Raw genomic sequence first — 25034 nt, 5'->3', positions numbered from 1 at the left:
TCACCATAAACCATATCCATGCGCGAGCATGCGTTCGTTGAAACCGCGCACCATCAGCAACAGGCGTGGGAAGGTCAATGCGACGAGCAACAGGCCGGTCACGATGGTCACGATGAACGAAACGTTGAAAAAGAGATTCATTTGCGGCGCGGTGCGGGAAATAACGCCCATCAGCAAATTGATCAGCAGCATGGTGACGAGTACCGGCAATGCCACGCGCAACGCCAACCCGAAGGCGATGCTAAGAAACTGCGTGAGCTGCTCCCCCAGCTTGCCGCCGTCCCAGCTGGGGAGGGCCGGCGGCAACACTTGAAAACTCCGGACCACGGTACGAAACAAGTCATGATGCAAATTCGTCGCGAAGAAGAAGAGGACGGTGAGCACCACGGCGAGTTGGCCGAGCACCGAGACTTGGGTGTTGTTCTGCGGATCGAAAAGATTGGCCACAGCGAACCCCATTTGGAGGCCGGCGAATTCCATCGACATACTGACCACTAAAAACAGCAGCCGCGCCGAGTAGCCGACTAACAGTCCGATCCCCAGTTCGCGGGCGATCACGAGGACCATCGCGCCTTCATCGGCCCACAGCGCCTGCGGGACCGGCGGCATCAGCCCATGCAACATCGCCGCGATCGCAATCGTGAACAGGAATTTCGTCTGCGGCGGGATCGGGCCCGCACCGAAGACCGGCATCGCGATCACCAAGCCGCCGATCCGGCACGCGGCCAACGCAATTTGCAATAATGATTCAAGTCCCAGCATCGTTCTTCCGTTCACCGTTCTGGGTAGGACTGATCACAATAACCGATCAAACCCGCCTAATAACAATTGCGTGTACCGCATCAGTTGGTCCAGCATCCAGTGCGCGAAGGCGATTAGCGCGGCCCCCAGCGCGACGATCTTCGGCACAAAGCCGAGCGTCACTTCCTGCAACTGCATCACGGCTTGGACCACGCTGACGATCATCCCGACCACGAAGCCGACCGCCATCAACGGGCCCACGACCCACAGTGCCGTGAAAATGGTTTCGCGCGCCAGATCGACGACGAATTGCGTAGTCATTTAAAACTCCGCAATAACGACCCCACGACCAAATTCCAGCCATCCACCAACACAAAGAGCATGATCTTGAACGGCAGCGAGACGATGATCGGCGGCAAGACCATCATCCCCATCGTCAGCAACACCATCGCGACCACCATGTCGATCATCACGAACGGGAGATAAATGAGAAATCCGATCTCGAACGCCGTCTTGAGTTCGCTCAACACGAAGGCCGGCATCATGACGCTCATCGAGAGTTCCGACAGATCTTTTGGACGCTCGCCTTTGCTCAATTCGAGCAACAATTCGATGTCTTTCTGCCGCGTCTGCGCAAACATGAAGCGTTTGAGCGGCGTACTCGCCTTGTCAAGCGCGGCCTTGTAGTCCATCTGTCCGGCCATAAACGGACTGACCGCCTCCTCGTGGACTTGTTTCAACACCGGCGCCATCAGGAAGACCGACAGGAACAGCGCGAGTCCCACCAAGACTTGATTCGGCGGCGATTGCGCAACGCCCATCGCCTGGCGCAAGAACGACAACACCACGACGATGCGCGTGAACGACGTCATGGTGAGGAGAATGGCCGGGGCCAACGAGAGGATCGTGAGAAACAAAAAGATCTTCATCGCTGCGGCGACCTCGGTGGTTCCGGTGCCGCCGCCGATCGTCAGATTCAAACTGGAAAGGGCCAATTCGTTCATAGCGTGCCATTCAATGCACCCCGCCTCTGAGGGCGGGGCATCCACTTCCCTCTCCCTTTGGGGAGAGGGTTGGGTGAGGGGGAGGCCGCCAGTGCAATCATCCGCTTGATTCCTCCCCCTCACCCTCGCCCTCTCCCCAAAGGGAGAGGGGAAAAAGGCCCCACAATAATCCGGGGCTCATTTATATCGTCGAGCCGTTACTCGAACTGGCGGTCCGTACGCCGATCGGTCGCAACGATTGCACTACGGAGCGAATCTGCGCGCTGAGACCGGAAACGTGGATCGCCGCGTCGGCACGCTCGACTGGCGTCTCGGAGACGATGGCGTCGCCGTTGGTCGACGGCATCGGCGTGTCCGTCGACGTCGTGAGCGGACGCGAGAGCTCCATCACGGCGTTGCGCGCTTCCGGCGCGACAGCAGTGGCGCTCATCGTCCCCGTCATCGCCGCATGCGCGCGTCCATTGGTCGCGGCGGCGGTCGGCCGCGCACGCGGCGGAATGATCGTCTCTGCGATGGTCGTCGGCTTCGCATGCAACAATTGGAGCTGCGATCCGGCAGCGCCGATCAACAACTGCGTGCCTTCGAAGTCGACGACATACATCGTGCGCTTACTGCCGAGCGGGAGCGTCTGCACCACACGTACGGGCAACGCCCGCTTCCCCAGGAAGCCGGAACCGTTGTGCAATAAACGGCGCGCGATCGTGCCGACTACGACAATCAGCGACGCGACGAACAGGAACGCGACGAACGCGCGCAACCACGGCAGATCCCACGGGCCGGTCGCGGCGGCCGCCGGTACAGCGGACGTCACGCCGGCGGCCTCGCGCGCGGCCGGCGCATCCGTGCTCGGCGTCGCGACGGAAATCGTTTCCCGCACTGGCGAACGGACGGTGGGCGACGCCGTCGATACCGCCGCATCGGTCGGCAACATCGTGGTTGCTTCAGCCGCGGTGTTGGCGAACGGATCGATCAGAATATCCGCGGTCCCGGCCCACGCGCCCGCGCTGCACGACAGCAGCACGATGCCAACACTGCGCATGATCCAATGGATGGTCTTCTGCATACTTTTACTCCTTTGCAGCCGGTTGGCTGCGATGCACGTTGGTAATCTTGATCCCAAGATGTTCGCCGGCCGCCACGACTTCACCTTCGGCGATTACACGATTTTGTAACAAGACCACAAAAGGGTCGCCCACCTTTTGCTTCAGCGGGATCACCGACCCTTTGCCGCACTTCATGATATCGCCGATCGTCAACGTGGCCTCGCCGAGCATGACTTGCATCGTGACCGGCACGTCGTACAGAAAAGAGACATCGCCGGTCACTCCATCGATTCCCGCCTCAGCTGTCGCCGTTCCCGTTGCGCCTTCTTCCGCCATACATCCTCCACATCAAACAATCTTGATCGCGCGTTGTCCGTTGACAGTGCCGATCGTGGCCTGAAACACGACATGTCCGTTCACCAACACCGGATGCCCCGCTTCCGACAATTGCAACGGGAGCTCATCGCCGACGGCCAGCTTCAGCACCCGCTCCATCGACGCACGCGTGGTGCCGAGTTCCACTGCAATCGGGACCGGCGTGCCGCCGATCGCACCATGCACTGCGCCTTGCCATTGCCGATCCAGCTGCGCCTTTTCCTGCGCGGCTTCTTCCGACACCGCGCCCATGTCGCTCATCGCGGTCAATAATTCCCGCGGCAACAGCAGCGTGATCGTCCCCGCCGGCTGCGGCTCGCCGTCCACTTGCGCGGTCAGCACCGCTTTGATGCCGTCGAAATGCCAGCCGAGCGCCCCAAGTTGCGCCTGCTGTATCAAGATCTCTTGCACCGCGAAGTCGATGGTCCGCACCCGTTGCCACACTTCGGTCAACGGTCCAAAAATATGGGCGAGGAACCGATCGAGAAACGCCCGCTCCAACGCGGTGAGCGCGCCGGTGCGTTCACCGCTCCCCGCCCCGCCCAGCATCGCGGTAAAGAGGCGAAAAAAAAGCGCCCGATCCAACAGCACTGCACCGCTGAGACCTTGCGCGGTATCGCTCCACACCGCGAACAGTGTGCGGTCCAGGGAAACTTCCGCAATCACATCCGACATCGGCACAAGTTGATGGGCACTGAACGTGACCGTCAGCGGCAATCCGCTCCATTCCTTCATCCCCTTGGCCATCGCCGCCGCCGCCGGCGTCTGCACGGCGACCAGCTTCTCCAATTGTTCTTCATTCTTGGCCCCGCTCTGCAGCAGATCGTAGGAAATCGTCTCGCCGTTCCAGAGCCGGCCGATCTCGCCGACCGGCGTCGGCTCTTTCAGCAAGTCCTGGATCTCCTCCGGATTAAGGATCGGTTCCGTCATGTCGCGCCTATTGGATCGTAAATTCCGTAAAAAAGACCTTCGTGATCTTCCCCGTGGTCAACATTTTGTTAAACGTCGTGGCCATTTCTTCCTTCAGCAACATCTTGCCGCCGACCGAGACGATCTCGCGCATCGTCATATCGCTCACCATGAAGATCAATGCGTCGCGCAGCTGCGGGAGCTTGGCCTTAATTTCCTCCGGTGTCGCTGCCGCGCTGGTGTTCACTTCCACTTGGAGCTTCAAATAGTGAATCGAATTTTTCTCAAAGACGTTGATCACGAATGGGTCAAATTTATATTTCATCGCTTCGCCGGCCTCGCCGCCATGCTCCCCTTCGCCGACGGCCTCGCCAGTCTCCGGCTCCGCCACCGCCGCCTCGCTGACCTTCGGATTGTCGCCTTCCGGCTCACCATGCGCGGCCTCTGACTTGGCAACTTCCGGAACCGGGGCGGCTTCGTGGCCCTCATTCGCGGCCTCACCGTGCGCAGCCGGAGCTCCTTTGGCGGCTGCCGCTGCGGCCGGTGGCGCTGCCGGAGGCGGTTTCGATCCAAACATCATCATTCCACCCGCGCCGAGCACGCCACCCAAGACCGCCGCCACGACGACAAAAATCGGCGATGCCAATAACCGTTTCACGAACGAAGGCGCTGCTGGTGCCGCATCCTCCGCATCGGGCGCTTTTTCTTTCTCTTTTTCTTCCTCGGCCATATCCCCCCCGTTTTGCGCGCGCTCCGCCGGCTTAGCCTTGTCCCAACGTCACGAGCTGAGCCAGCAGATCGTTCACGGTCGCAATTGTTCGCGAGTTGGCCTGGAACCCACGCTGGATGATCACCATCCGGATCAATTCGTTGGCCAAGTCGACGTTGGATTGTTCCAACGTGCTCGAAACGATCGTCCCCTTCCCCGAACTCCCCGGCGCGCCGATCAGCGGCGAACCGGAATTTAGCGTTTCCTGGAAATTATTATTTCCGACGCGGCGCAACTGCTGTTGATCGGAAAATGTCGCGATCGCCACTTGTCCCAGCGTCTGCGTAGTGCCGTTCGAATAGTTGCCGGTAATCGTGCCCGAGCTCGAGACATCGATACTCAGCAGCGATCCCGAGGCATAGCCGTTTTGGGAGATATTACTGATGGCCGACGAACTCCCGAACTGGGTCACACCGTCAAGGCCGGTACCGGAAGCCGCGGTGCCGGTGCCGAAGTCGAACGTGAGCGTCTGCGACGCCGCGCCGAGGAACGTAAAGGCCGCCGAGGTGCTCCCGGACGTGAGCGCGCCACTATTATTAAAGGACAACGTCCCGCTACCGCCGACATAATTGACGCCCGACGTCGGGTTGGTAACTTCCGCGCCGTTCGCCAACGAATACCATTGCCATTCGTTCGTCGCCGTCTTGCGGAAATAAATCGTCACCAAGTGGCTATTCCCCAACGAATCGTAGACCGTGACACCGGCCGAAAAGTTCGAGGTCCCGGTCGGATTCGCGGCACTGAAGGCCGCAGGCGCCGTGGAATTGGAATTCAAGTTCGCATCGACACTGATCGTACTCGACGAACTCGGTTGCACCGGCGCTTGCGAGACGACCAGGCTATCGACGTTCGACGTGATCGCGCCGCTGGTGACTTGATAGCCCTGCAGCCGCTCATCGTTCGCATTCACGATGAAGCCGTCTTTATTGATATGGAACTGTCCGGCGCGTGAATAGAACGCCGACGAATCGGTGGCGTTTTCCACCATGAAGAATCCGTTGCCGTCGATCGCCATATCGGTCACGGAGCTGGAGGACTCGAATCCGCCTTGGCCAAACAACGGATCGACGGAAGAGATACGCGATCCCAAGCCGACGTTCGACTCGCTGCCGGCGAGGATATCTTCGAACGATGCGCGGCTGGCCTTGTAGCCGACCGTGTTCACGTTCGCGATATTGTCACCGATCACCGAGACCACGGACCCGTTGGAGTTGATCCCGTTGACCCCGGAGAACAGCGCGCTAAAGATACCCATAGTTCCTCCTTATGTATGACTTACGCACTCACGCACTGAAGCACTTACGCACTCCCTTCACATACTCACGCCGATGATCTGATCCATCGGCAGCGTCCGACCATCCACCGTTAACAAGACACCTTGGGCATCAAACGAGACGCCGGTCACTTCGCCGCGCACCAGCGGCGTCAGCGTGCGCTGCGTCTCCATCCCGCCCGGGACTTCGAAGCGGAGTCCATACGTCCCATCGGCCAGCACGTTGCCGTTGTCGTCTTTGCCGTCGAATGGAACGGAATGCGTCCCGACCGCCTGCGCATCCAGCTCGATGGTGCGCAACGCGTGCCCTTGCTGATCGACGACTTCAATCGTGACCTTCTCCGCCGGCGCCTGCAACTTGAAGCCGATGTCGGACGCCTTCCCCTCCGCGATTTGCATCGTATCGCCGCGCAAGTCGACCTTGCGGCCCATCAGGCCGATCGCTTCCGCTCGCTGCGCGGAGTTTTGCATCGTCGCCATCTGCTCCATCGAGTTATTCAGATTGAACAACTGCTCCAGCTGGCCAAATTGGATCATTTCCTGGCTGAACTTACTGGCGTCCGGCGGCTGCAACGGATCTTGATGCTTCAATTGCGCCAACAACAATTTGAGAAACTGATCCTTTTGCCCGCCGAGACTCCCCAAACTCGCGCTGCGCCCGGCACTGTTCGGGACGTCCCGACTGTCGGTGCTGCGGGTCAGCGCGGTAATGTCATTACTATTCATAGTGCCTCCATATGCTGCGGTTCAGGCAATCGCGTTGAACCCTTCGGTACGATGCAAACTGGAAACGCCCGTGGCAGCGGGATGCGCACCGCCCCAACGCGGACCGACGGCGGCGCTGGTTAATTGACGCCATTCTGCCAAATGCTGGGCCCACGACTGTTCGCCGCCGAGCCCGACATTCATTTGCCCCAACTGCAGACCTTGCTGCTCCAGCGCCGCGCGCAATTGGAGCAGACTCTGTTCCAGCGCCTCGCGCACGAACGGACGTTCGGTCAGGATCGCCACATTGACCGCTTTGTGTTGATCAACGGCGATCCGCACCGCGATCCGTCCCCATTCCGGCGGATCGAGTTGCAACTCCGTCTCTCCGCGCCGCGCGCGCACGCCTGCTAAGATTGTCTCCCGCGCTTGCGCAGCGACCGATTCCAAGTCCGCCATTCGATTCGCCGCAGTGTCGGTCGTTGCACTTTGCGCCATCGCCCGCGCGGCCTCACGCATGGCCTCGGCGGTGGCGGAACCGTCATGCGCCTGCGCCGTGATCACGTTGGCCAGATCACGCGGCGGCAACTCAAATGGCGCCAACTCTCCCTGGATCAGCCGCGTCGGATTGTGCGCTTCAATGTTCAACATTTCCGCGGCCATCGCATCCGTCGTCGCTTGCGGAACGCCATCCCGCAACGACGACAACGTTTCGGTATCGATCGCATCTTCGATGTGCCGCGCAGGAGCCGCTCGCTGTTGCAGCTCGTCTGTTTCGGCATCCGCAGTGCGCAATGCCGCAGCCGCAGCGGCTTCATTTTCCATGTCGCGCCAACGGGCATTGTTGGATCGCAGCTGCTGCGCGGCACGCTGTTGTCCTCGCTGCACCGTCTCCTGCTGCGCTTGCTGCTCCGACAACGTCTGGACAGGGGCCTGCTCCACCACCGGCAGTGCGACCATCACAGACGGCGTCTCCACAACCGGCGCGGTCTCCGACGCGGCACTGACCGTTGCTTCGATCGGCGGCTCGGCGTTCACATCAGGGAGCGGCACAACCGCTGGCACTGGCCCTGGCGCCGGCGCCAACAACGCGCTCAACATCAATTCAGTCTGAACGACCAGCGCCGCCGTCGGTGTGGTTTCACTATCGTCTCGCGCCTCCGCGTCATCCGCCGGCACCACGTCCACGGGCTCGCGCGGTGGCGCGGCCGTTTCGGCGGCCTCACGCTCCGCGTCGCGCGCCACGTCGCCCGACGTCGGTTGCGCCGCGACACTCGACACGGTTTCCGATGGTCCCTGCACTTCGGCGTCTTGTTCCCGCACTTCGGTCGCCTTCGCCGTCGGAGCGGCCGTCCCGGAACTCGCCGCCTTCACCGCGCCGTTCGCACTTTTTGCCAACTGCAACAGCGATTCAAAACCGCCGCGCGGATCTTGTCTAAAATCCGCACCCTGCCCGCCGCCGGCAGCGGCGATGCGCTGCGCTAAAGGATCGACGCGCTCGAGCCGTCCTATACTCATGGCTGGCCTCCTCCCGCCGGCGAGGCGGATGTCGCGGCCCCAGGCGCCGACGGAACCCCGGAGGGGGGAGTCCGTCCCGCCGCTGCGGCGGTGGCTGCGGCGACTTGCTCCACGCTCAACGCCGCCGTCGGATTGCGAATCAATCGGCGACTGATCTCCGCCGCCACTTTCGGATCCAGCGCCGATAAGACTTTGCTCGCCTTGCGCGGACTCATCCGCTGCATCATCGTGACGCTCACGCCGAGCGGCAGCCGCTTCAATAATTCCGCAGCCTCGTTCGGCTTGATCGATTCATACAGCGTAATCAGGAGTTTTAAATTGTCGTTACCATCGACTTGTTTCCCCAGCTGCCCACCGACGCCTTGCTGCAACGTATCCATCCGCTGGCGGAGCTGTTCGAGCTCTTGAGTGCGTTGCTGATATTCCCCCACTAGAATGCCCACGCTGAAGCGTCGTTCTTGCAGAATTCGCTCGCGCTCCAATTCGTGCTGCAGATCAACATACAACGCATTCCCTTTCGTTATGAGATCGATCCGCTGGATCTCGGCCAACACGTTATCGAAACTGGCCGGATTGCCTGGCGGCACCGGCGCCGACGGCAGCGAGGCCACGGGCGGCGCGAAAATCGCGTCTTCCGCCGATCCGACACTCGCGCCCAGCACGAGGCCCACGCAGACGCCGCACCACACAAGATGCCGCATGCTGGTTATTGTGCCCATGCGCGCCGCTCCTCGACATCCCGATATCGCAGACTGTTCATCTCGTCGGTCAACCGTAAATCCGCGCGTCGCACTTCCGACTGGTATTCCGCGGCCTGGCGTTCCCGTAAATATTCGACTTGACGCCGCGCCCGCATCGCGCCGCGCGCGAGTTCGATGACCCGATCCAACTCCTCCCGCCACCGACGCGCCAATACGGTAAAGTGCGCGACTTGTTGATCGATCGCGGAAAAATATTGTTCGATCAGCCACAACTCCCGCGTGGCGTTCTCTTTCCGCCCCGTTTCACTGTAGACGCGCATCCAGGCCCCACGCTCGTCCTGCAACGTTACAATCCGTTGTTCGGCCGCATCCATTTCGCGCCGCACGCGTTGGACTTCCAACACGGCTTCGCGCTCCTGTTCCCGCCGATACCGGAACAACCCCTCGAGACGAAAGCGGAAGCGTTTCATACACCCACCTCCTCGGCAATCTGTTGGAGTCGCGCGACCGTTTCGGACCACGCTGTCCGCTCTTCGACTCGTTGCTGCAGAAATTCTTGAATGGCGCCGATCTGCGCGATCGCCTGATCGAGCTGCGGATTTTTGCCCGCGCTGTAGACGCCCATCTTGATGAAGTCTTCCATCTCTTGATACAGCGCATACGCGCGGCGGACGTGGCGCATCGCCTGCAAATGTTCCGTCGTCGTCACGCAATCCATCACCCGCGAGAGGCTCTGCAGCACGTCGATCGGCGGATAGTGATTCATCACGGCCAGTTTGCGCGTCAACACAATATGCCCATCCACGATCGCGCGGACTGCATCGGCGATCGGGTCCATCAAATCGTCCCCTTCAGTCAGGATCGTATACAGCCCCGTGATGTGCCCCTGGCCGGCGCTCGTCCCAACTCGTTCCAGCAGCCGCGGCAATTGGCTGAATAGCGACGGCGTGTAGCCTTTCATCGTCGGCGGTTCACCCAACGCCAAGCCCACTTCGCGCGAGGCCATCGCGAACCGCGTCAGGGAATCCATCATCAGCAAGACGGTCTTCCCTTGGTCGCGAAAATATTCCGCGATGCTCGTCGTGACAAAAGCCGCGCGCATCCGCACTAACGGCGGCGCATCCGACGTCGCCACAATCACCACAGAACGCGCCAATCCAGCGGCGCCGAGACTCTCTTCGATAAATTCCCGCACCTCGCGCCCGCGCTCGCCGATCAGCCCGATCACGTTCAAATCCGCGTCTGCATTGCGCGCAATCATCCCCATCAACGTGCTCTTGCCGACGCCGGAGCCGGCCATAATAACGACGCGCTGCCCGACCGCGCACGACAGGAAGCCGTCGATCGCGCGAATCCCGAGACTGAGCGGCTGTTGAATCCGTTGTCGCATCACCGGATTTTGTGTCCCGGCGTAGAGCGGATATTCGTGTATTTGCCGCAACGCCGGTCCACCATCCATCGGCTCGCCGCAGCCATCGATCACACGTCCCAACAGATCCGCCGTCACTTTCACCGTCGCGGCATCCCGCACCGGCTCGATCGCATCGCCGACCGCAATGCCCGTCGTTTCGCCGATCGGCATCAGCACGGCCGTCTCCCCCTTGAGCCCGATCACTTCGGCTGGAATGGGCGGGACCTCGGGCGCGGCTTGGCGCCGAATTTGGCACAGCGCCCCAACCGGCACGCGCGGCAGCCGCCCTTCGACGATCAAGCCGAGCACGCGGCTCACTTCGCCGGCCATGAACAGCCGCGGCATCCGCGCCACTGCGCCGATAAACGGATCTTTGGGAACCCACCCACTCATGCCGACACTCCCCAATCTATCTTATGGCGTCTTGACGCCGGTTCCCGTCGCGGCGCCCATATCCGCCGTGGCCCGCTGCTGCGCCGTCCGCGCCGTCACTTCCTCCCACACGGCGGCCAAGCGGCGCGGGATGTTGGCCTCTAGCCGGAACCCGGCCCCCTCCAACCGACAGACGCCGCGCGGCAATTGATCATCGGCCACAAACCGCACGTTCGCCTCTTGCTCGAGCGCTTGCAGCGCATCCGGATTTTTTTCTTTCAACAACTCCACATCCGCACGGCTCAGACACAACAGGACTTCCCCTTGCGAGCGCGGCTCGTTCAATACGGCCTTCGCACACTGCACGATGATCTCCGGATTGATGCAGAGTTCGTGCTCAATGATCCGCTCCGACAGCAGCAACGCGATTTCCGTCAACTCTGCCGGCGCGTCTGTCACTAGACGGGCCTCCGCCTGCCGCAATTCCGCGACTGCGCTCTGTAAGGCGGCGATCGCGGCCTGCAGCGACTCCTCAAGGGCCGCGCAGCGTTGCTGCTCTTGCTCAATCGCGTGCCGTGCCAGCTCCAGCTCCGAGGGCGCTACAGCTTGCGGACGGGCCAGCTCTTCAACACCCAGCCCTTGATAGTCCGCTGCAGCGTCTGGCATCTGCGCCGCTTGTGTCTGCGTCATCGGGGTTTCGCGAAATGCGCTCATCGACTCTGCTCCTCGTTAGGCCGCGTCCTCATCCGGGACCGGCGTCAACTTCAACTTTTCTTCTTTGATCAACTTCTTCGCCGCATCGAGAATCCGCTCCTGCGCCGCCTCGATATCTTCCACCTTGAGCGGCGGCATCACTTCCATATCTTCCCGCATGATCAGCGCCGCGCGTTCCGACATGTTTTTGAAGAACCGCTCTTTCAGCGTCTCCGACTGATTCTTCAACGCGGCCTTCAAGTCGTCGTTGGTGACGTTACGCAACAATTCACGGACGCCGAAGTCGTCGGAACGTTCCAAGTCTTCCATCGTGAACATCAGCTTCGCGATCCGCGCCCCCAATTCCGGATTGGCCGTAGTGAGGGCTTCGACAATTTTATCCCGCTCTTCGACCGGCAGACTCTTCAACAACTTCACCGTGCTCCCCAAGCCCTCGAGCGTCAGCTCTTGTCCCGCGCCGGCCTGTGCCGCCACAGCCGGGGCGCCATCCTCTCCCGCCTGCGCGGCCGCCGCAGCCCGCTCCCGCAATCGCATCTGGAAATACCCGCCAACGTCGCGCGCCACGTGGTCCTGCACCCGCTCCAACGCCGCCATCCGCGTAATCAACTCGGTGCGCTGCTCCTCCGGACATTTCGTCAGCACCGCCTTGGCCGTCGCGCGCTTTGCACACGAGAGCACGAGCGCGATCACTTGCGGATGTTCGTTGGCCACAATTTCGAACAGGACTTCCGGCGTCTGCGCATTGACCAGTTGCCGCAAATCGACTTGCTCGCCGCCGAGCACCGGGTTTTTCAGCGTCTGCAAGATCTGCTGACTCCGCCCGCGACTCAACGTGCGACTCAAGAAGCGCTCCGTCAGCCGTTCGCCATCGACCGCGATCTGCTCCGGCACGCGCTGTCCTTCGGCACGACGCGTCACCACTTCCTTGCTGAATTCCGACACTACGGCCTGAATCTGCGCAGCCGGTATTTCTTTCAAACGCAATAATGCACTCCCCACTTTACGGATCTCGTCGTCCCGCAACGCGTTCACGATCTGTCCCGAGGTTTGCTCATCCATACTGAGCAACAAGACCGCCACCTTTTCCATCTTGGTCAAGGGGCGCGCGGGCGTAGTGGCTGTCGTTTCAGTCGCCATATTTTTTTCAGCGCCTCAGCAGCGCATCACTGCAACCATTGTCGAATCGCATTAGCGGCGGCGGTCGGATCGGCACGCACCATGGTGCCGACGTCCCCACCGACTCCGCCTTCCAGCAACAGTGGCGTTCCGCCAGGCCCCAACTGCGGGACGCGGGACGCGCGCCAACTCTGCATCAGCGGGCGCACGACGAAGAGGATCACTAACAGACCGACCACGACGACCAGCACGTTGCCGATCACCGAAATGAGGAAACCAGACGTGGTGCGTTTAGCGAACGCGGCATCGCCCGCCCTCATTTCCGACTCCGGATTTTGGAATTCGAGATTTTCGACTTTTAATTGATCGCCGCGCTCTTGATCGAAGCCGATCGCCCGCTTCACTAACTCTTCAATTTGTGTGATCGACTTCTGATCGCGCGCCTTATACGTTTTCTTGCCGTCCTTCTCGTCGTACATCCCGTCCACCAATACCGCGACCGAAAGCTTCTGCACGGCGCCAATCGGCGTCACTTTTTTCAGGATCGTCCGGCTCACGGCGTATTGGATCTGTTCCGTCGACTCATCCGAAGAGCCGCCGGACCCACTCGCACCGGCCCCACCGCCGCCCGGCACATTCGCCGCCGCGCCGGCCGCACCGCCCACGCCTCCCGCCGACTCGCTCCGTTTGGCCGAGGTCCGCGACTCGCTCAACACGGCGACTTTCTGTGGATCGACCGATTCATCCGTATTTTCCGTTTGCGTGAAGTCGATGGTCGCCGTCACCCGCGCCAAGACTTTGCTGAGCCCGACGACCGGCGTCAGCAGTTCGACAATCCGGCGTTCGTAATTGCGCTCAATCTGCAGCTTCTGATCCAGCACTTGCGACCCTGCCGCGACTGACGCATCGCCACCCGCGCTGGTCAGCAAATGTCCCGCCGTATCGACGATCGTCACTTTGCCCGGATCGAGGCCTTCGACCGCGCTCGCCACGAGATTTTGCACCGACCGTACCGTTGCTTGGCTCAACGTCCCTGCATTCCCCAATTTCAATACGACCGAGGCACTCGCCTCTTGTTGACTGTCGGCAAACAACGACTTCTCCGGCAACACTAAATGAACGCGCACGTTCTCCACTTCCCGGATGCTGCCGATCGTCCGCGTCAGTTCGCCTTCCAACGCGCGCTGATAATTGACCCGCTGTTCAAACTCCGACATGCCGAATCCGCTGCGATCGAAGAGTTCAAAGCCGACCCCGCCGAATCGCGGCAGACCTTCCTCCGCCAATTTCAGTCGCACTTTCAACACATCCGGCGCCGGGACCATCACGGTGCGCTTGTCGCGATCGAGTTCGTAATGAATGCCTTGCTTGTCGAGACGAGTGACGATCTCGCCGATATCGTCCGAATTGAGATTGGTGAAGAGCGGCTCCAGCGAGGCCTGGCGCGCCACATGGACCATGTAGCCGACAACGCCGACCGAGAGGGCCAACACGATCCCCATCGTCAACTTCCGCATCAGCGACAGTTGGCCGATCACTTGCCCGATTTTGTCGAAGAGATTGCCCATAGCTTATACCTGGATCCTCATAATATCGTTTCGCTCGCGCCGGCGAAGCCGGTCGCTCGCTAAAGTCGGGGGGCGCCCCGCTCCCCCCGACACCCCCCATCTCACGCTACACCTGGATTCTCATAATATCGTTGTACGCCTCGATCACTTTGTTCCGGACCTGCGTCAGATAGCGAAACGACAAGTCCGCTTGCTCCAACGCGATCACCACTTCATGGATGTCATGCGTCCCCTTCGTCATGTATTCTTCGGAGACCTTTTGGGCCTGCATCATCGTTTCGTTGACGTTGGTGATCCCGTCCGTGACCGCCTGCCCGAGCTCGAACCCCTTCCCTGGGGCCTGGACCGCACGATCCACTTTCGCCGCATTGAGGGCACTGCCCAACGACGTGATCGGATTCGTTGCCATTAGGCCACTCCAATCTCGAAGGTGCGCATCACCATCTGCTTCGCCAAATTAAACGCCGTCACATTGGCCTCGTAAATTTTGCTCGCGGATAAAATATCCACCATTTCCTGCATCGGGGTCACATTCGGCATCGCGACGAATCCATTCGTGTCGGCATCAGGGTGACTCGGATCGTAAATCTGTTTTCCGGGCGTCGGATCGGGCACGACATCCGTGATTTTCACTCCCTGCACCTTGTTGCCGAACATGAAGGTCTTGAGACTCGTCTCAAACTCCATCGGCATGCTCATCATCACGACATCTTTGCGCCGATACGGTCCCCCTTCGGGAGTGCGGGTCGAACTGGCATTGGCGAGATTCTGCGAAGTGATGTCCATCCGTTGCCGCTGGACTTGAATCCCCATCGCGCTGAGGCCCAATGCCGCCATCATCCCCATACTTGCTCCATCCCTGCGTGGGCCCCCCAGCCGCACAGCGGCGTTGAGGGGGAGGCTCCAGTGGCTTTGCCACTGGAGGGGGCGACGCGAGCCCCTGTAATGCCGTTATCGCGTCGTCGACATGATCGCGTATTTTGCGATCGCCAGCTCTTTCGTGATGATGCGCAATCCGGTCTGATAATCGATCCCGTTTTGCGCGATCGCCGCCATCTCTTGCTCGAGTTGCACCGTGTTCCCATCGTTCCGCCCGCCGCGTGTCTCGGGACGAATCCGCATTTCCAAGCGCCACGGCGATTGCATCGCGGCACCCGGGTGCGCCTTCGTCGCGATCGCCTGATCGAGCGTGGCCTTGAAATCAGGGGTCTTCGCTTGAAAGTGCGGCGTATCGGCATTGGCCAAGTTGGCCGAATGCACTGCGTGTCCCGCGACGCGCAGATCGAGATACTGTTTCACCAAATCAATTGTCTGCACGAGCGAACTCAGATCGTCCTCCAATCCCGCAACCGATTGGAAATTTGCAATTGATATGCCACGGAGTACCGCAGAAGAACTGCTGATAAATCAGGGGAATTATTCAACGTGCCCAACGGCGCGGACAATGGCAACAGACCAACTAGGAAAATTTTACCGAGGAGAGGATGAAATCGAGTTGGTCGAGGCCTAACACGCGATCCGCCCACGCGGTCGAATGTGAGGCCCATTCGTTATAGGTATGCAGGTCCGTAGCCGCCACCGATCCAAGATAGCCATCCGCGTCCGACGGTTCGGGCGCGCGCTCCGCCGCCTCCACGTGCCGCCGTTCCGGTCGTGGGCCCTGCCCATCGGAGCGCGGGGAATGACAATCGATCTGCTGAATGACCGGACTGCCCATATCGAGCGCCTCTTACCTACAGAAGCGGCATTTCGTAGGGAAAACTTTAGGACGTGTTTGCAACATTGGTGAAAAACGCAGGGCACACTCCAGTAGTCCTTGCTCGTTCCGAGGGCCGGGCGAAGGCGCCAGGGGGCCCCAGGGTACGCTATCGCGACGGCATCGAGCCGCCGCGCGCTCACCCTCGCCGTTTTCGTCATTAGATTACGCAAGGAGAAAACGGCTCCGAGAGCCCCTGGGGCCCCCTGGCGCCTCCGCCCGGCGAGAGCACGAGCAGTCTCTCCGTCGTTGTGGATCAATTTGGTCAACCACGCGCTATCGAACATCAAGAGGGGAAATGGACACTAAAAGCGATTACGCAAACACACTTTAGCACTTTGCCTTCCGAGCAACGCCTAGCATGTGGCCGCTGGCTAGTGCCCGCGCCACGGCGGCTTGACACTCGGTCCGCAACCGCCGCGCCGACTCCGTCTCGCTGAAGAGCAGCGACTCCACTGCGGGCGGCCATCCAGCGCGGTCTACATGCCGATAATGGGCCCGCAGGTTCTCAAGATCCATCGTCCCCGGCGTCTCCAAACGTTCGACCGTCAAATGTAGCCGTGCAAAGAGTTGCTGCAACGTGCGCGGTGAAAAAAATTGCAGAAACGGAAAACTGACATTTTCATGCGCCGCCCCGAGCAAGCGATATTCGAGTCCGTCCGCGTTGGGCGTCGTCAGCACCAGTAACCCATCATCCGCTAAGTATGGCAAGACGGCTTGTAGACTCGCCACCGGGTCGATCAAATGCGCAATCACTTCCCAGCCGCTGATCACGGAAAAGGTGCCCGATTGCCACGTGACCGGCGGCGCACCAACCGCAGTAGCCACCCGCAAACCGGCGTCACAGGCGAGTTTTGCGGCCGATTGATTTGGTTCCAACCCAGCCGCCTGCCATCCCGCCGTGACGGCGGCCGCCAAAAACGTCCCGATCGCGCAGCCGATGTCGAGGAGGCTGCGGCGTGCCGGCGTCGGCACCAATTGACCAAGCAATGCGATACGCGGCGTAAACAAGAGTGCTTGCCGCCGGGCGGCGGACTGCGACAACACCACTTGATGGAAATAGGTCGCCGATGGCGCCGTGGCAAAATACGTCGCGAGCACGGATTCCGGCGGGAGTGGATTCAGGAAGACGAGCTCGCACGCGGCACAGCGCCGATACACCAGCGGCGGGCGTTCCCAATGCAACAGGCCCTCGCCCTCAGCACAGAGCGGGCACGTCCGCAACGGCCACTGCCGCGCGTCCTGATACAATGTCGCTACATCGGCCCGTAACAGCTGTTGATATTGCTCGTGCACGGCCGCCGGTCGGATCGCGTCCGTCGCCTCCGCGCATTCCAAAGGATCAGTCACGATGGGCTCCCCATGAGGTCCAAACCTAACACAAGCCGCGCGCCGGTGAAACCGACATTCCAGTGGCTCGCGGCGTTTATCACTGGCATAGCGCTTGCTACCTTATAATAAGTTGGTATTGCGAGTCGGTCATTTTTTCCGAGGAGGGTGTCGACATGGACTTTCATAATAAGACTATCTTGATCACCGGCGGGACCGGGTCGTTCGGGCAACAATGCATCGAGATCCTACTTGAAGAATATCACCCCCGCAAAATCATCGTCTTCAGCCGCGACGAACTGAAACAATCACAGATGCAGGAGCGGTTTCGCAGTCCGAGCATGCGCTATTTTATCGGCGATGTGCGAGACAAAGAGCGGCTGCAACGCGCGATGACCGGCGTCGATCTCGTGATCCACTGCGCGGCGTTGAAACAAGTCCCGGCGCTGGAATACAACCCGTTCGAGGCGATCCGCACCAACATCATCGGCGGATACAACGTCATCTCCGCCGCGATTGATGCCGGCGTCGAAAAAGTCGTGGCGCTCTCCACCGATAAAGCCGCCAATCCGATCAATCTCTACGGCGCCACGAAACTGTGCTCCGACAAATTGTTCATCGCGTCGAACAGCCTTGTCGGCGAAGGGAAAACGCGTGCCGCCGTCGTCCGCTACGGCAACGTAGTCGGGAGTCGGGGGAGCGTAGTCCCACTCTTTTTACGCCAACGCGCGACCGGCAAGATCTCCATCACCGACGAACGGATGACGCGCTTCATCATCACCCTCGAACAAGGGGTGCGTTTCGTGTTGCGCTGCTTCGACATGATGGCGGGCGGAGAACTCTTTGTGCCGAAACTCCCGAGCGTGCGGATGACCGACGTCGCGGAGGCGTTGGCCCCAGGATGCACCCGAGAGATCGTCGGCATTCGGCCCGGCGAGAAAATGCACGAAGTGATGGTTCCGGTCGACGATGCCCGCCACACCATGGAGTTCAACGATTTCTTTGTCATCACGCCGCAATTTCATTGGTGGCGGGACCATTATCAACATGCCGTCAAAGGCAACGGGGCACGGCCCTGTCCCGACGGTTTCTGCTACGCGAGTGACACGAATGCGTGGTGGCTCTCGCCGGAAGAGATCCGTGAGCTGGTCGCGAAGACCCACATCGACCCGAGTTTGCTCGCGGTGCGATAACGGCGTGAGCACTTATGATTCCGTATAGTCATCAAACCATCGACGAAACGGACATTGCAGCCGTCAGTCACGTGCTGCGAGGCGACCTGATTACGCAAGGACCGACCATTCCCCGGTTCGAGAAATCTGTGGCGGCATATTGCGGCGCTCGCTTCGCGGTCGCGTTTGCGAACGGGACTGCAGCACTCCACGCCGCATGTCTCGCCGCCGATCTCGGACCGGGCGACGAAGGCATCGTCCCTGCGATCAGCTTCGTCGCCACGGCCAATTGCCTGGCCTATGTCGGAGCTACGCCACAGTTCGCCGATGTCTCACCAGGACTTCCGCTGCTCCATCGCGACACAGTACTCCCCGCATTGACCCCGCGCACCAAGGCCCTACTCCCGGTCCATTTCGCCGGCGCCACGGCCGATCTGCCCGCGCTCCACACTATCGCCCAGGCCCACGGCCTCACGATTATTGAAGACGCTTGCCACGCGCTGGGAGCGGAATATTGGGACGCGGCCGGGGCGCGCTGGCGTCGCGTCGGCGACTGCGCGTACAGCCGGATGACCGTGTTCAGCTTCCATCCAGTGAAGAGCATCGCGACCGGCGAAGGCGGGATGGTCACGACTAACGATCCGCAACTCTACAACCGGCTCGCGGCCTGCCGCCATCACGGGATCGTCCGTCCACCGGCCGACGCCGGACATCCTCCATGGTATTACGAAATGCAGACGCTTGGATTTAATTTCCGGCTGACCGAGCTGCAAGCCGCGCTCGGATGCACGCAAATGGCGAAACTCGATCCGTTCATTAGCGCCCGCCGAGCCCGCTTCGAACGTTACTGCGCGGCACTGACCGATATCCCCGGCATCCAACTACTGGCCCCAAACGCGGAGACCCGTTCCGCACAGCATCTCGCCGTCATTCATGTGACTCCAGCCGCGCAGCGCGACCGCCTCTTCGTGTGGCTGCGGGAACAGGGCATCGGCGTTCAACTCCACTACATCCCGATCTATCGCCATCCGTATTATCAAAGCCGGCAGCCGTGCGAGCCGCGCCACTATCCAAACGCCGAGGCATACTTCGCCTCCGCGCTCTCGATCCCGCTCTTCCCGGCGATGACCGATGCGGAACAAGATCACGTCATCGCGTCGTTGGGTGCGTGGGCGGCGCAATCGGCGAGGGCGTAAATGTCATACGCATGTGCCATCATCGGGCTGGGCCAGATCGCCAGTCGGTATCAAGAGGATCCGCGGCGTGGCAAAACGGCCACCCATGCCGCCGCAATGGCCGCACATCCGCAATGTCGACTGGTGGCCGGCTATGATCCGGATGCCGGACAGCGACGCCGCTTTGCGCGCGCTTGGCCGGGGACACGCGTCTACGACGATCTCGACGCGCTGTTGGCGACAGAGTGTCCGGCCATCATCGGCCTCGCAACACCCGTGGAAACCCATGCGGCATTACTGCGACGCTTGTTACGCTATCGGCCACGCGCGTTGTTGTGCGAAAAACCGCTGTGTCGCAACGCCCAAGAGCTCCAACAACTGCGGCGCATGTGGAGCGCCCTCGGCCGCGACCGCCCCATCGTCACGTGTAACTGCACCCGGCGCTGGGATCCGCTTCATCAGTGGACGGCGCAGCAGCTGCGCCGCGGCCGCATCGGTCGCCTGCAAACGGTCCACACCTTATATAGCGGCAATTTTCTCTCCACGAGCGCCCACTTGCTCGACGAACTGCGGATGTTACTGGGCGAAGTGGCCTGGGTCCATGCGGCCTCAACAGGGACTGCCGATGCACTCAACGGCTGGATCGGATTTCGTTCCGGAGCCACCGCCGTGTTGCAATGGATCGATGCCCGCGGCTATCTCAGTTACGAAATCGATTGTTACGGCACGACCGGACGCCTGCGACTCGGGCAAAGCGGCTTTCAATTGGAGTCATGGCGTACGACCAAGCATCCGCATTTCAGCGGATACCGCGCGCTGACGCCCTGTCGCATGCGCCATCCGACCGGCCACCCCGGCGACCTCGCGCCGGTCATCGCCGATCTCGTGCGCTGCATCCGGCAACGGAAACGACCGTTGTGTACGATGGAAGACGCGTTCCGCACCGCAACGCTGCAGTTTGCGCTCCTCCGCTCCGCCGCCCGCGGAGGCGTTCGGCTTGCGGTGTAACAAAGGAGCCCTATGACACAACTCGCCCTATTCGGTGGTCCTCCGGTCCGAACCACGCCATTGCCGCGTTGGAATACGATCGGCGCGGAGGAGCAAGTCGCGGCGCGACGCGTGCTGGAATCAGGCGTGCTCTCCGGCTACGTCGGAGCATGGTCCCCGGCATTTTACGGCGGACCGGAAGTCCAAATGTTGGAGTGCGCATGGGCCGCATATTTCGGCGTGCGTCATGCGATTGCGGTCAACTCGGCGACTTCAGGCCTCTACGCCGCGATCGGCGCGCTCGGGATCGGTCCCGGCGACGAAGTCATCGTCTCGCCATGCAGCATGAGCGCCTCCGCGACTGCCCCGCTCATTTACGGCGCCATGCCTGTTTTTGCCGACATCGATCCCGCGACGTACACGCTGCACCCCGATACAGTGGAACGCGCCATCTCGGCTCGCACGCGCGCAATCTTGGCCGTCAACCTGTTCGGCCATCCGGCAGACCTGCAGGCGCTGCGCCAACTCGCGCGACGTCACGGCATCGCGCTGATCGAAGACAGCGCCCAGGCCCCGGGCGCACGCTATCAGGACCGTTATGCGGGCACGATCGGCGAAATCGGCGTATTCAGCCTCAATTGCCACAAACACATCCAAACCGGAGAAGGCGGTATCTGCGTCACCAATGACGATCATTTGGCCGAACGTCTCCAACTGATCCGCAATCACGCCGAGGCCGTCGTCGAAGCACGCCCCGGCATTGATCTCGCCAACATGATCGGCTGGAACTATCGCATGACGGAGCTCACAGCGGCGATCGGCGGCACCCAACTCGAAAAATTGCCACAGGTTCTTGAGCACAAAATGCGTATTGCGGAAAGTTTGCGAGCCGCATTGCACGGCATCGACGGACTGACACCGCCGACGGTGCGCCCCGACTGCTCGCATGTGTATTACACGTTCCCATTGCAGATCGATGCCCAGCGACTCGGTATCTCGCGCGCCCAATTTACTGCGGCGCTCCACGCGGAAGGCATTCCTATCGTCGAACGCTACGTCAAGCCACTGTACCTCGCCCCGATGTTTCAACAACGGATGGCGTGGGGCCGCGACGGATTTCCCTTTACGGCCGATTCCGGCACCACAACGGCGCGCCGCTATCCAGTCGGACTCTGCGCAACCGCCGAACGGCTGTACGCAGAAACGCTTTGTTATCTCCCGTGGTGCGCGTACGACTTCGACACGACCGCCGCGCAACAGGTGCGTGACGCCATTTACAAGATCGTGGAGCAGCGCGACGCCTTACGCGCATATCAACCATGACACCGCGCCCCACCCTCTTTGCCGCCAACAATCCCGGCGGACTCCGCGCGCTGCTTCCGGTGATTCCTCATTTTCCGGCGCATCAACTCTGGATCCCCACCGCGTTACAGCCATTGGTCAATACCGAGGCGATTGTCGTGCGACCGATCGACCCTGAGACCTCAGCCCAGTCTGTGCTCGAACAACTACATGCCCTGCATCCGGCAACGCTCGTCACCGGAACCAGTGTCGTCACCGCCCACGGCGGCGATTATGAAAACCAGCTTCGCATTGCCGCCCGCACACTCGGCATCCCGAGCGTCGCAATCCTCGACCATTGGTGTAACTATTCGGCACGCTTCACCACGCGCGATGGCCCACTGCGGGATGCGCTGCCCGATCGCATTTGTGTAATGAACGCGCGCGCGCGCGACGAAATGATCGCGGAGGGATTCCCTGCAAACCGTCTCTGCATCACCGGCCACCCCGACTTCGACGCCCTCGTGACGCTGTCCGCCGCTGACCGCAAGATGCGCCGACTCGCAGTGCGACAGCAGTTAGGAATCCCCCCGGATACCCGCGTCATCGGGCTGCTGACAGAACCTGTGGCTGGAGATTACGAAACGATTCGCGGTTACGACGAGCTCGAAGTCGTTACTGATTGCCTCCATAGCTGCGCCATGCTCGCACCACCCACCACCATCCTGCTCAAGCCACATCCGCGTGAAGCGCACGACAAATACCACGATCGACTGCACTCGACTCCGCTGCGCATCTTCCACGCGCCAGCCACACTGTCCGGCCACGAGGTCGTGCTCGCCAGCGACCTCGTCGTCGGCATCACAACGATTCTGCTGCTGGAGGCCCTGCTGCTACACTGCCCAAGTCTCAGCTATCAACCACACATCGACGCGACCGCGCCATGGGCACGATTCATCCAGCCCGTTCCAGTCATTACGGACCGTGATGCGCTGACCGCATCGCTCCGCGAGGGTCTCAATCAGCACGGCACGGAGCAGCATCCGCTTGCGGACTTTTATTCCGAACGAAACGCCACTCAGAACGTCATTGTGGCGGTTTCCGGTGTCAGCGATAACCCTGATGGACTGGCAGGTCGTGGTGCCGGCACCGCACCTCGGACGGGTAAATGATCGAACGGATCTTTCGGCGGCTGACTCGCCGTGGCCGGCGGGAGATTGACGGGCAGTGGCGCTTCTTTTTTCGCCGCCTGCTCGGAAAGGATCACAATATCGACCCGTCGATTCCGCTGTCGCCCCGCCTCACTTTTGTTGTCCGCCACCGGCCGATACTGCCCATACCCCACCGCAACCAATCGATTGGGATTGATGTCGAACTCTTCGACCAACCACTCCACGATATGCGTGGCACGGGCCGACGAAAGTTGCCAATTCGAATGAAACGGATCGCCGGGCGACCGATCGTCGGTGTGGCCCTCAATCCGCACTTGGTTCGGCAAACGACTGATCATTTGTGCAACATTGTCCAACACCACTTTCGACTCCGGCGTCAATTCGTCCACGCCCGATTTAAACAACGCCACGTCCCGCACACTCACGACCAGCCCGCGCTCATCCCAGCCGATCCCAACCGCAGCGCCCAACTGATGCTTCTCCATAATCTTCATCAGATCCTGCTGCGCCCGCTGCATCGCCTTTTCCATGGTGGATGGCACGCCGACATTGTCCGATAATTCACCGGGTCCCATGTTATAGCGCACCGATTGTTCGTCTGACGATTCATCCATCAATTCCGGCGCCATAAAGAGCGGCGCCCCCTCGTCGCTGGTAATCACACTCTTGCGACTACTCGCTACTTTGCCATTCGTCCCCATCAGGTTCAATTCGCCGGCCTGTTCTTTAAACAGCGAGAACCGGCTGAACGCCGCTTCGATGGCCAACGACATCTTATTGGTTTTACTGCGATCGACCTGCGACGAGGAAAAGAGCACGACGAAGAACGCAAACAGCAGCGTAATGAAGTCGGCGTATGACACCAGCCAGCGCTCATGATTCGCATGTTCTTCGTGGGCATGCTTCTTTTTCGACACGCGTCCCCCTGTCGGCACTTTTCAGTGAGCCGGAAGATGATATGGAAAGCAATTCGGAGGCCAAACGAAGAGAAATAATTTCCACTGAAAATCTAGAGCGTTGAACTCTGACCACCGCACGAATCCACGATTCTTACGGGTCCTAGGCCACCCGGCACAGTACGCAACTACCCGCTACATGTCCCTATTTTTTCTCCGCTTCCACTTGTTTGGACTTCTCCACGAAGAATCCCGACAGCTTGTCGCGAATGACCATCGGGTTCACCCCTTCGATCACCATCACGATCCCTTCAATGATCATCTCTTTGATCACAATGTCTTTTTTATGCTGCAATGTCAGCTTGGTCGCAGCCGGCAAAAAGATAATATTCGAGCATCCCACACCATAGATCGTCGCCACGAACGCCACCGCAATTCCGTGACCGACTTCTTCGATATTATCTAAGTGCTGCATAACCTGGATCAACCCCATCACCGCGCCGATGATCCCGACCGTGGGCGCATACCCGCCCGCCGCTTCCCAGACCTTAGGGATCGTCATCCCATGCTCGTTCATGTAGCCCAATTGGGTCTCGAGCGTGTGCTGAATTTCTTTGGGGTCGGCGCCGTCGACTGCCATCATGATCGCCTTGCGCAGAAATTCATCTTTCAGATTCTTCGCGTCGGCTTCCAATGACACAATCCCTTCTTTCCTGGCCTTGGTCGAAAATTCCGCGAGTTGCTCAATCACGGCAAACGGGTCGGAGACCGGCGGTTTCAGAATCTTCAAAAATCCGAGCATCGCCGTCATGAAGGTATTCAGCGGAAAACTGACGAGCACGGCCCCGAACGTTCCCCCCAACACGATCATCGCCGCTGTCGGCTGCAAAATTTGAGCGAGACTTCCCCCCTCGAGGATGAGCCCCCCGACGATTCCGGCGAGTGCCAGCAGTAGACCAGCTATCGTTGCAATTTCCATCCGGGTACGCTCCAACCCTCCGTTCCACCCCGCGTGAACCGCACAAGACCGGTAGAGAGCAAAAACGG

Annotated in this window: 28 protein-coding genes; 5 read left to right on the top strand and 23 right to left on the bottom strand. The window is 60.5% G+C overall.

Going from position 1 to position 25034, the window contains the following annotated elements; translation table 11 throughout:
- The 21 genes from HY696_12930 to HY696_12830 all read right to left on the bottom strand — a co-directional run bounded on the left by HY696_12930 (position 1) and on the right by HY696_12830 (position 17325).
- On the bottom strand, positions 1-762 hold the full coding sequence (locus HY696_12930; GenBank protein ID MBI4239305.1) for a flagellar biosynthetic protein FliR: 762 nt from the start codon (positions 760-762) through the stop codon (positions 1-3).
- Positions 763-795: 33 nt separating this feature from the next.
- Entirely contained in the window at positions 796-1062 is a 267-nt protein-coding gene (locus HY696_12925) for a flagellar biosynthetic protein FliQ (protein ID MBI4239304.1), read from the bottom strand.
- Entirely contained in the window at positions 1059-1745 is a 687-nt protein-coding gene (fliP, locus tag HY696_12920; GenBank protein ID MBI4239303.1) for a flagellar type III secretion system pore protein FliP, read from the bottom strand. Before fliP ends, HY696_12925 begins: the two co-directional genes overlap by 4 nt.
- A 181-nt stretch (positions 1746-1926) precedes the next feature.
- Positions 1927-2808, bottom strand: a complete 882-nt coding sequence (locus tag HY696_12915) for a flagellar biosynthetic protein FliO (protein MBI4239302.1) — start codon at positions 2806-2808, stop codon at positions 1927-1929.
- 4 nt (positions 2809-2812) lie between these two features.
- A complete protein-coding gene (locus HY696_12910; protein MBI4239301.1) occupies positions 2813-3124 on the bottom strand; it encodes a FliM/FliN family flagellar motor switch protein in 312 nt (103 codons plus the stop codon).
- Between the two features lie 12 nt (positions 3125-3136).
- On the bottom strand, positions 3137-4093 hold the full coding sequence (locus HY696_12905) for a FliM/FliN family flagellar motor switch protein (protein MBI4239300.1): 957 nt from the start codon (positions 4091-4093) through the stop codon (positions 3137-3139).
- Positions 4094-4100: 7 nt separating this feature from the next.
- Positions 4101-4802, bottom strand: a complete 702-nt coding sequence (locus HY696_12900; protein MBI4239299.1) for a flagellar basal body-associated FliL family protein — start codon at positions 4800-4802, stop codon at positions 4101-4103.
- 31 nt (positions 4803-4833) lie between these two features.
- Positions 4834-6096, bottom strand: a complete 1263-nt coding sequence (locus HY696_12895; protein MBI4239298.1) for a flagellar hook protein FlgE — start codon at positions 6094-6096, stop codon at positions 4834-4836.
- A gap of 57 nt (positions 6097-6153) precedes the next feature.
- Positions 6154-6840: a hypothetical protein gene (locus tag HY696_12890; GenBank protein MBI4239297.1), complete on the bottom strand. Its 687-nt coding sequence runs from the start codon at positions 6838-6840 to the stop codon at positions 6154-6156.
- Between the two features lie 21 nt (positions 6841-6861).
- On the bottom strand, positions 6862-8337 hold the full coding sequence (locus tag HY696_12885) for a flagellar hook-length control protein FliK (protein MBI4239296.1): 1476 nt from the start codon (positions 8335-8337) through the stop codon (positions 6862-6864).
- Positions 8334-9056, bottom strand: coding sequence for a hypothetical protein (locus HY696_12880; GenBank protein MBI4239295.1), 723 nt, complete (start codon positions 9054-9056; stop codon positions 8334-8336). Before HY696_12880 ends, HY696_12885 begins: the two co-directional genes overlap by 4 nt.
- A complete protein-coding gene (gene fliJ / locus HY696_12875) occupies positions 9044-9508 on the bottom strand; it encodes a flagellar export protein FliJ (GenBank protein MBI4239294.1) in 465 nt (154 codons plus the stop codon). The genes HY696_12880 and fliJ overlap by 13 nt, the downstream gene beginning before the upstream one ends.
- Positions 9505-10842: a FliI/YscN family ATPase gene (locus tag HY696_12870; protein MBI4239293.1), complete on the bottom strand. Its 1338-nt coding sequence runs from the start codon at positions 10840-10842 to the stop codon at positions 9505-9507. Before HY696_12870 ends, fliJ begins: the two co-directional genes overlap by 4 nt.
- Positions 10843-10863: 21 nt before the next feature.
- Positions 10864-11535, bottom strand: a complete 672-nt coding sequence (locus HY696_12865) for a hypothetical protein (protein ID MBI4239292.1) — start codon at positions 11533-11535, stop codon at positions 10864-10866.
- 15 nt (positions 11536-11550) lie between these two features.
- Positions 11551-12672 (bottom strand): hypothetical protein, encoded by a 1122-nt coding sequence (locus HY696_12860; protein ID MBI4239291.1) that lies wholly within the window; start codon positions 12670-12672, stop codon positions 11551-11553.
- Between the two features lie 26 nt (positions 12673-12698).
- Positions 12699-14219: a flagellar M-ring protein FliF gene (fliF, locus tag HY696_12855; protein MBI4239290.1), complete on the bottom strand. Its 1521-nt coding sequence runs from the start codon at positions 14217-14219 to the stop codon at positions 12699-12701.
- 106 nt (positions 14220-14325) lie between these two features.
- Positions 14326-14628, bottom strand: a complete 303-nt coding sequence (gene fliE / locus HY696_12850) for a flagellar hook-basal body complex protein FliE (GenBank protein MBI4239289.1) — start codon at positions 14626-14628, stop codon at positions 14326-14328.
- A complete protein-coding gene (gene flgC / locus HY696_12845) occupies positions 14628-15065 on the bottom strand; it encodes a flagellar basal body rod protein FlgC (GenBank protein ID MBI4239288.1) in 438 nt (145 codons plus the stop codon). Before flgC ends, fliE begins: the two co-directional genes overlap by 1 nt.
- A 105-nt stretch (positions 15066-15170) precedes the next feature.
- Complete coding sequence (gene flgB, locus HY696_12840) at positions 15171-15536, bottom strand: flagellar basal body rod protein FlgB (protein MBI4239287.1); 366 nt, start codon at positions 15534-15536, stop codon at positions 15171-15173.
- A gap of 142 nt (positions 15537-15678) precedes the next feature.
- Positions 15679-15936, bottom strand: coding sequence for a hypothetical protein (locus tag HY696_12835; protein MBI4239286.1), 258 nt, complete (start codon positions 15934-15936; stop codon positions 15679-15681).
- Between the two features lie 369 nt (positions 15937-16305).
- On the bottom strand, positions 16306-17325 hold the full coding sequence (locus tag HY696_12830) for a class I SAM-dependent methyltransferase (GenBank protein ID MBI4239285.1): 1020 nt from the start codon (positions 17323-17325) through the stop codon (positions 16306-16308).
- Between the two features lie 155 nt (positions 17326-17480).
- On the opposite strand from HY696_12830, the gene pseB reads away from it, so the two are divergent.
- From pseB to HY696_12805, 5 genes are read left to right on the top strand one after another with little or no spacing between them, the layout of a single operon-like run.
- The gene (gene pseB, locus HY696_12825) at positions 17481-18497 is read left to right on the top strand and encodes a UDP-N-acetylglucosamine 4,6-dehydratase (inverting) (protein ID MBI4239284.1); all 1017 of its coding nucleotides are present in this window, start codon (positions 17481-17483) and stop codon (positions 18495-18497) included.
- Positions 18498-18511: 14 nt separating this feature from the next.
- Positions 18512-19672, top strand: a complete 1161-nt coding sequence (pseC, locus tag HY696_12820; protein ID MBI4239283.1) for a UDP-4-amino-4,6-dideoxy-N-acetyl-beta-L-altrosamine transaminase — start codon at positions 18512-18514, stop codon at positions 19670-19672.
- Positions 19673-20659, top strand: coding sequence for a Gfo/Idh/MocA family oxidoreductase (locus tag HY696_12815; protein MBI4239282.1), 987 nt, complete (start codon positions 19673-19675; stop codon positions 20657-20659).
- 12 nt (positions 20660-20671) lie between these two features.
- On the top strand, positions 20672-21961 hold the full coding sequence (locus tag HY696_12810) for a DegT/DnrJ/EryC1/StrS family aminotransferase (GenBank protein MBI4239281.1): 1290 nt from the start codon (positions 20672-20674) through the stop codon (positions 21959-21961).
- The gene (locus HY696_12805; GenBank protein MBI4239280.1) at positions 21958-23091 is read left to right on the top strand and encodes a hypothetical protein; all 1134 of its coding nucleotides are present in this window, start codon (positions 21958-21960) and stop codon (positions 23089-23091) included. The genes HY696_12810 and HY696_12805 overlap by 4 nt, the downstream gene beginning before the upstream one ends.
- Here the strand turns inward: HY696_12805 and HY696_12800 are convergent.
- Both HY696_12800 and HY696_12795 read right to left on the bottom strand, forming a co-directional pair.
- A complete protein-coding gene (locus HY696_12800) occupies positions 22998-24008 on the bottom strand; it encodes an OmpA family protein (protein ID MBI4239279.1) in 1011 nt (336 codons plus the stop codon). The genes HY696_12805 and HY696_12800 overlap by 94 nt on opposite strands.
- A gap of 184 nt (positions 24009-24192) precedes the next feature.
- Positions 24193-24966 (bottom strand): flagellar motor protein, encoded by a 774-nt coding sequence (locus HY696_12795; protein MBI4239278.1) that lies wholly within the window; start codon positions 24964-24966, stop codon positions 24193-24195.
- Positions 24967-25034 lie beyond the last annotated feature (68 nt).

It is taken from the genome of Deltaproteobacteria bacterium, from assembly GCA_016210045.1.
Lineage (GTDB): Bacteria > UBA10199 > UBA10199.
This window is presented reverse-complemented; position numbering and strand designations above follow the sequence as displayed.

Excerpts from the sequence above, each read along its gene's own strand:
- HY696_12925 (MBI4239304.1), bottom strand. The coding sequence starts at position 1,062 with ATGACTACGCAATTCGTCGTCGATCTGGCGCGCGAAACCATTTTCACG.
- HY696_12870 (MBI4239293.1), bottom strand. The coding sequence starts at position 10,842 with ATGAGTGGGTGGGTTCCCAAAGATCCGTTTATCGGCGCAGTGGCGCGG.
- HY696_12815 (MBI4239282.1), top strand. The coding sequence starts at position 19,673 with ATGTCATACGCATGTGCCATCATCGGGCTGGGCCAGATCGCCAGTCGG.
- fliJ (MBI4239294.1), bottom strand. The coding sequence starts at position 9,508 with ATGAAACGCTTCCGCTTTCGTCTCGAGGGGTTGTTCCGGTATCGGCGG.
- fliF (MBI4239290.1), bottom strand. The coding sequence starts at position 14,219 with ATGGGCAATCTCTTCGACAAAATCGGGCAAGTGATCGGCCAACTGTCG.
- HY696_12890 (MBI4239297.1), bottom strand. The coding sequence starts at position 6,840 with ATGAATAGTAATGACATTACCGCGCTGACCCGCAGCACCGACAGTCGG.
- HY696_12905 (MBI4239300.1), bottom strand. The coding sequence starts at position 4,093 with ATGACGGAACCGATCCTTAATCCGGAGGAGATCCAGGACTTGCTGAAA.
- HY696_12930 (MBI4239305.1), bottom strand. The coding sequence starts at position 762 with ATGCTGGGACTTGAATCATTATTGCAAATTGCGTTGGCCGCGTGCCGG.
- HY696_12915 (MBI4239302.1), bottom strand. The coding sequence starts at position 2,808 with ATGCAGAAGACCATCCATTGGATCATGCGCAGTGTTGGCATCGTGCTG.
- HY696_12865 (MBI4239292.1), bottom strand. The coding sequence starts at position 11,535 with ATGAGCGCATTTCGCGAAACCCCGATGACGCAGACACAAGCGGCGCAG.
- pseB (MBI4239284.1), top strand. The coding sequence starts at position 17,481 with ATGGACTTTCATAATAAGACTATCTTGATCACCGGCGGGACCGGGTCG.
- HY696_12860 (MBI4239291.1), bottom strand. The coding sequence starts at position 12,672 with ATGGCGACTGAAACGACAGCCACTACGCCCGCGCGCCCCTTGACCAAG.
- HY696_12810 (MBI4239281.1), top strand. The coding sequence starts at position 20,672 with ATGACACAACTCGCCCTATTCGGTGGTCCTCCGGTCCGAACCACGCCA.
- HY696_12880 (MBI4239295.1), bottom strand. The coding sequence starts at position 9,056 with ATGGGCACAATAACCAGCATGCGGCATCTTGTGTGGTGCGGCGTCTGC.
- HY696_12900 (MBI4239299.1), bottom strand. The coding sequence starts at position 4,802 with ATGGCCGAGGAAGAAAAAGAGAAAGAAAAAGCGCCCGATGCGGAGGAT.
- fliP (MBI4239303.1), bottom strand. The coding sequence starts at position 1,745 with ATGAACGAATTGGCCCTTTCCAGTTTGAATCTGACGATCGGCGGCGGC.
- HY696_12910 (MBI4239301.1), bottom strand. The coding sequence starts at position 3,124 with ATGGCGGAAGAAGGCGCAACGGGAACGGCGACAGCTGAGGCGGGAATC.
- fliE (MBI4239289.1), bottom strand. The coding sequence starts at position 14,628 with ATGGCAACGAATCCGATCACGTCGTTGGGCAGTGCCCTCAATGCGGCG.
- HY696_12795 (MBI4239278.1), bottom strand. The coding sequence starts at position 24,966 with ATGGAAATTGCAACGATAGCTGGTCTACTGCTGGCACTCGCCGGAATC.
- HY696_12895 (MBI4239298.1), bottom strand. The coding sequence starts at position 6,096 with ATGGGTATCTTTAGCGCGCTGTTCTCCGGGGTCAACGGGATCAACTCC.
- HY696_12835 (MBI4239286.1), bottom strand. The coding sequence starts at position 15,936 with ATGGGCAGTCCGGTCATTCAGCAGATCGATTGTCATTCCCCGCGCTCC.
- flgC (MBI4239288.1), bottom strand. The coding sequence starts at position 15,065 with ATGGGGATGATGGCGGCATTGGGCCTCAGCGCGATGGGGATTCAAGTC.
- HY696_12805 (MBI4239280.1), top strand. The coding sequence starts at position 21,958 with ATGACACCGCGCCCCACCCTCTTTGCCGCCAACAATCCCGGCGGACTC.
- pseC (MBI4239283.1), top strand. The coding sequence starts at position 18,512 with ATGATTCCGTATAGTCATCAAACCATCGACGAAACGGACATTGCAGCC.
- HY696_12885 (MBI4239296.1), bottom strand. The coding sequence starts at position 8,337 with ATGAGTATAGGACGGCTCGAGCGCGTCGATCCTTTAGCGCAGCGCATC.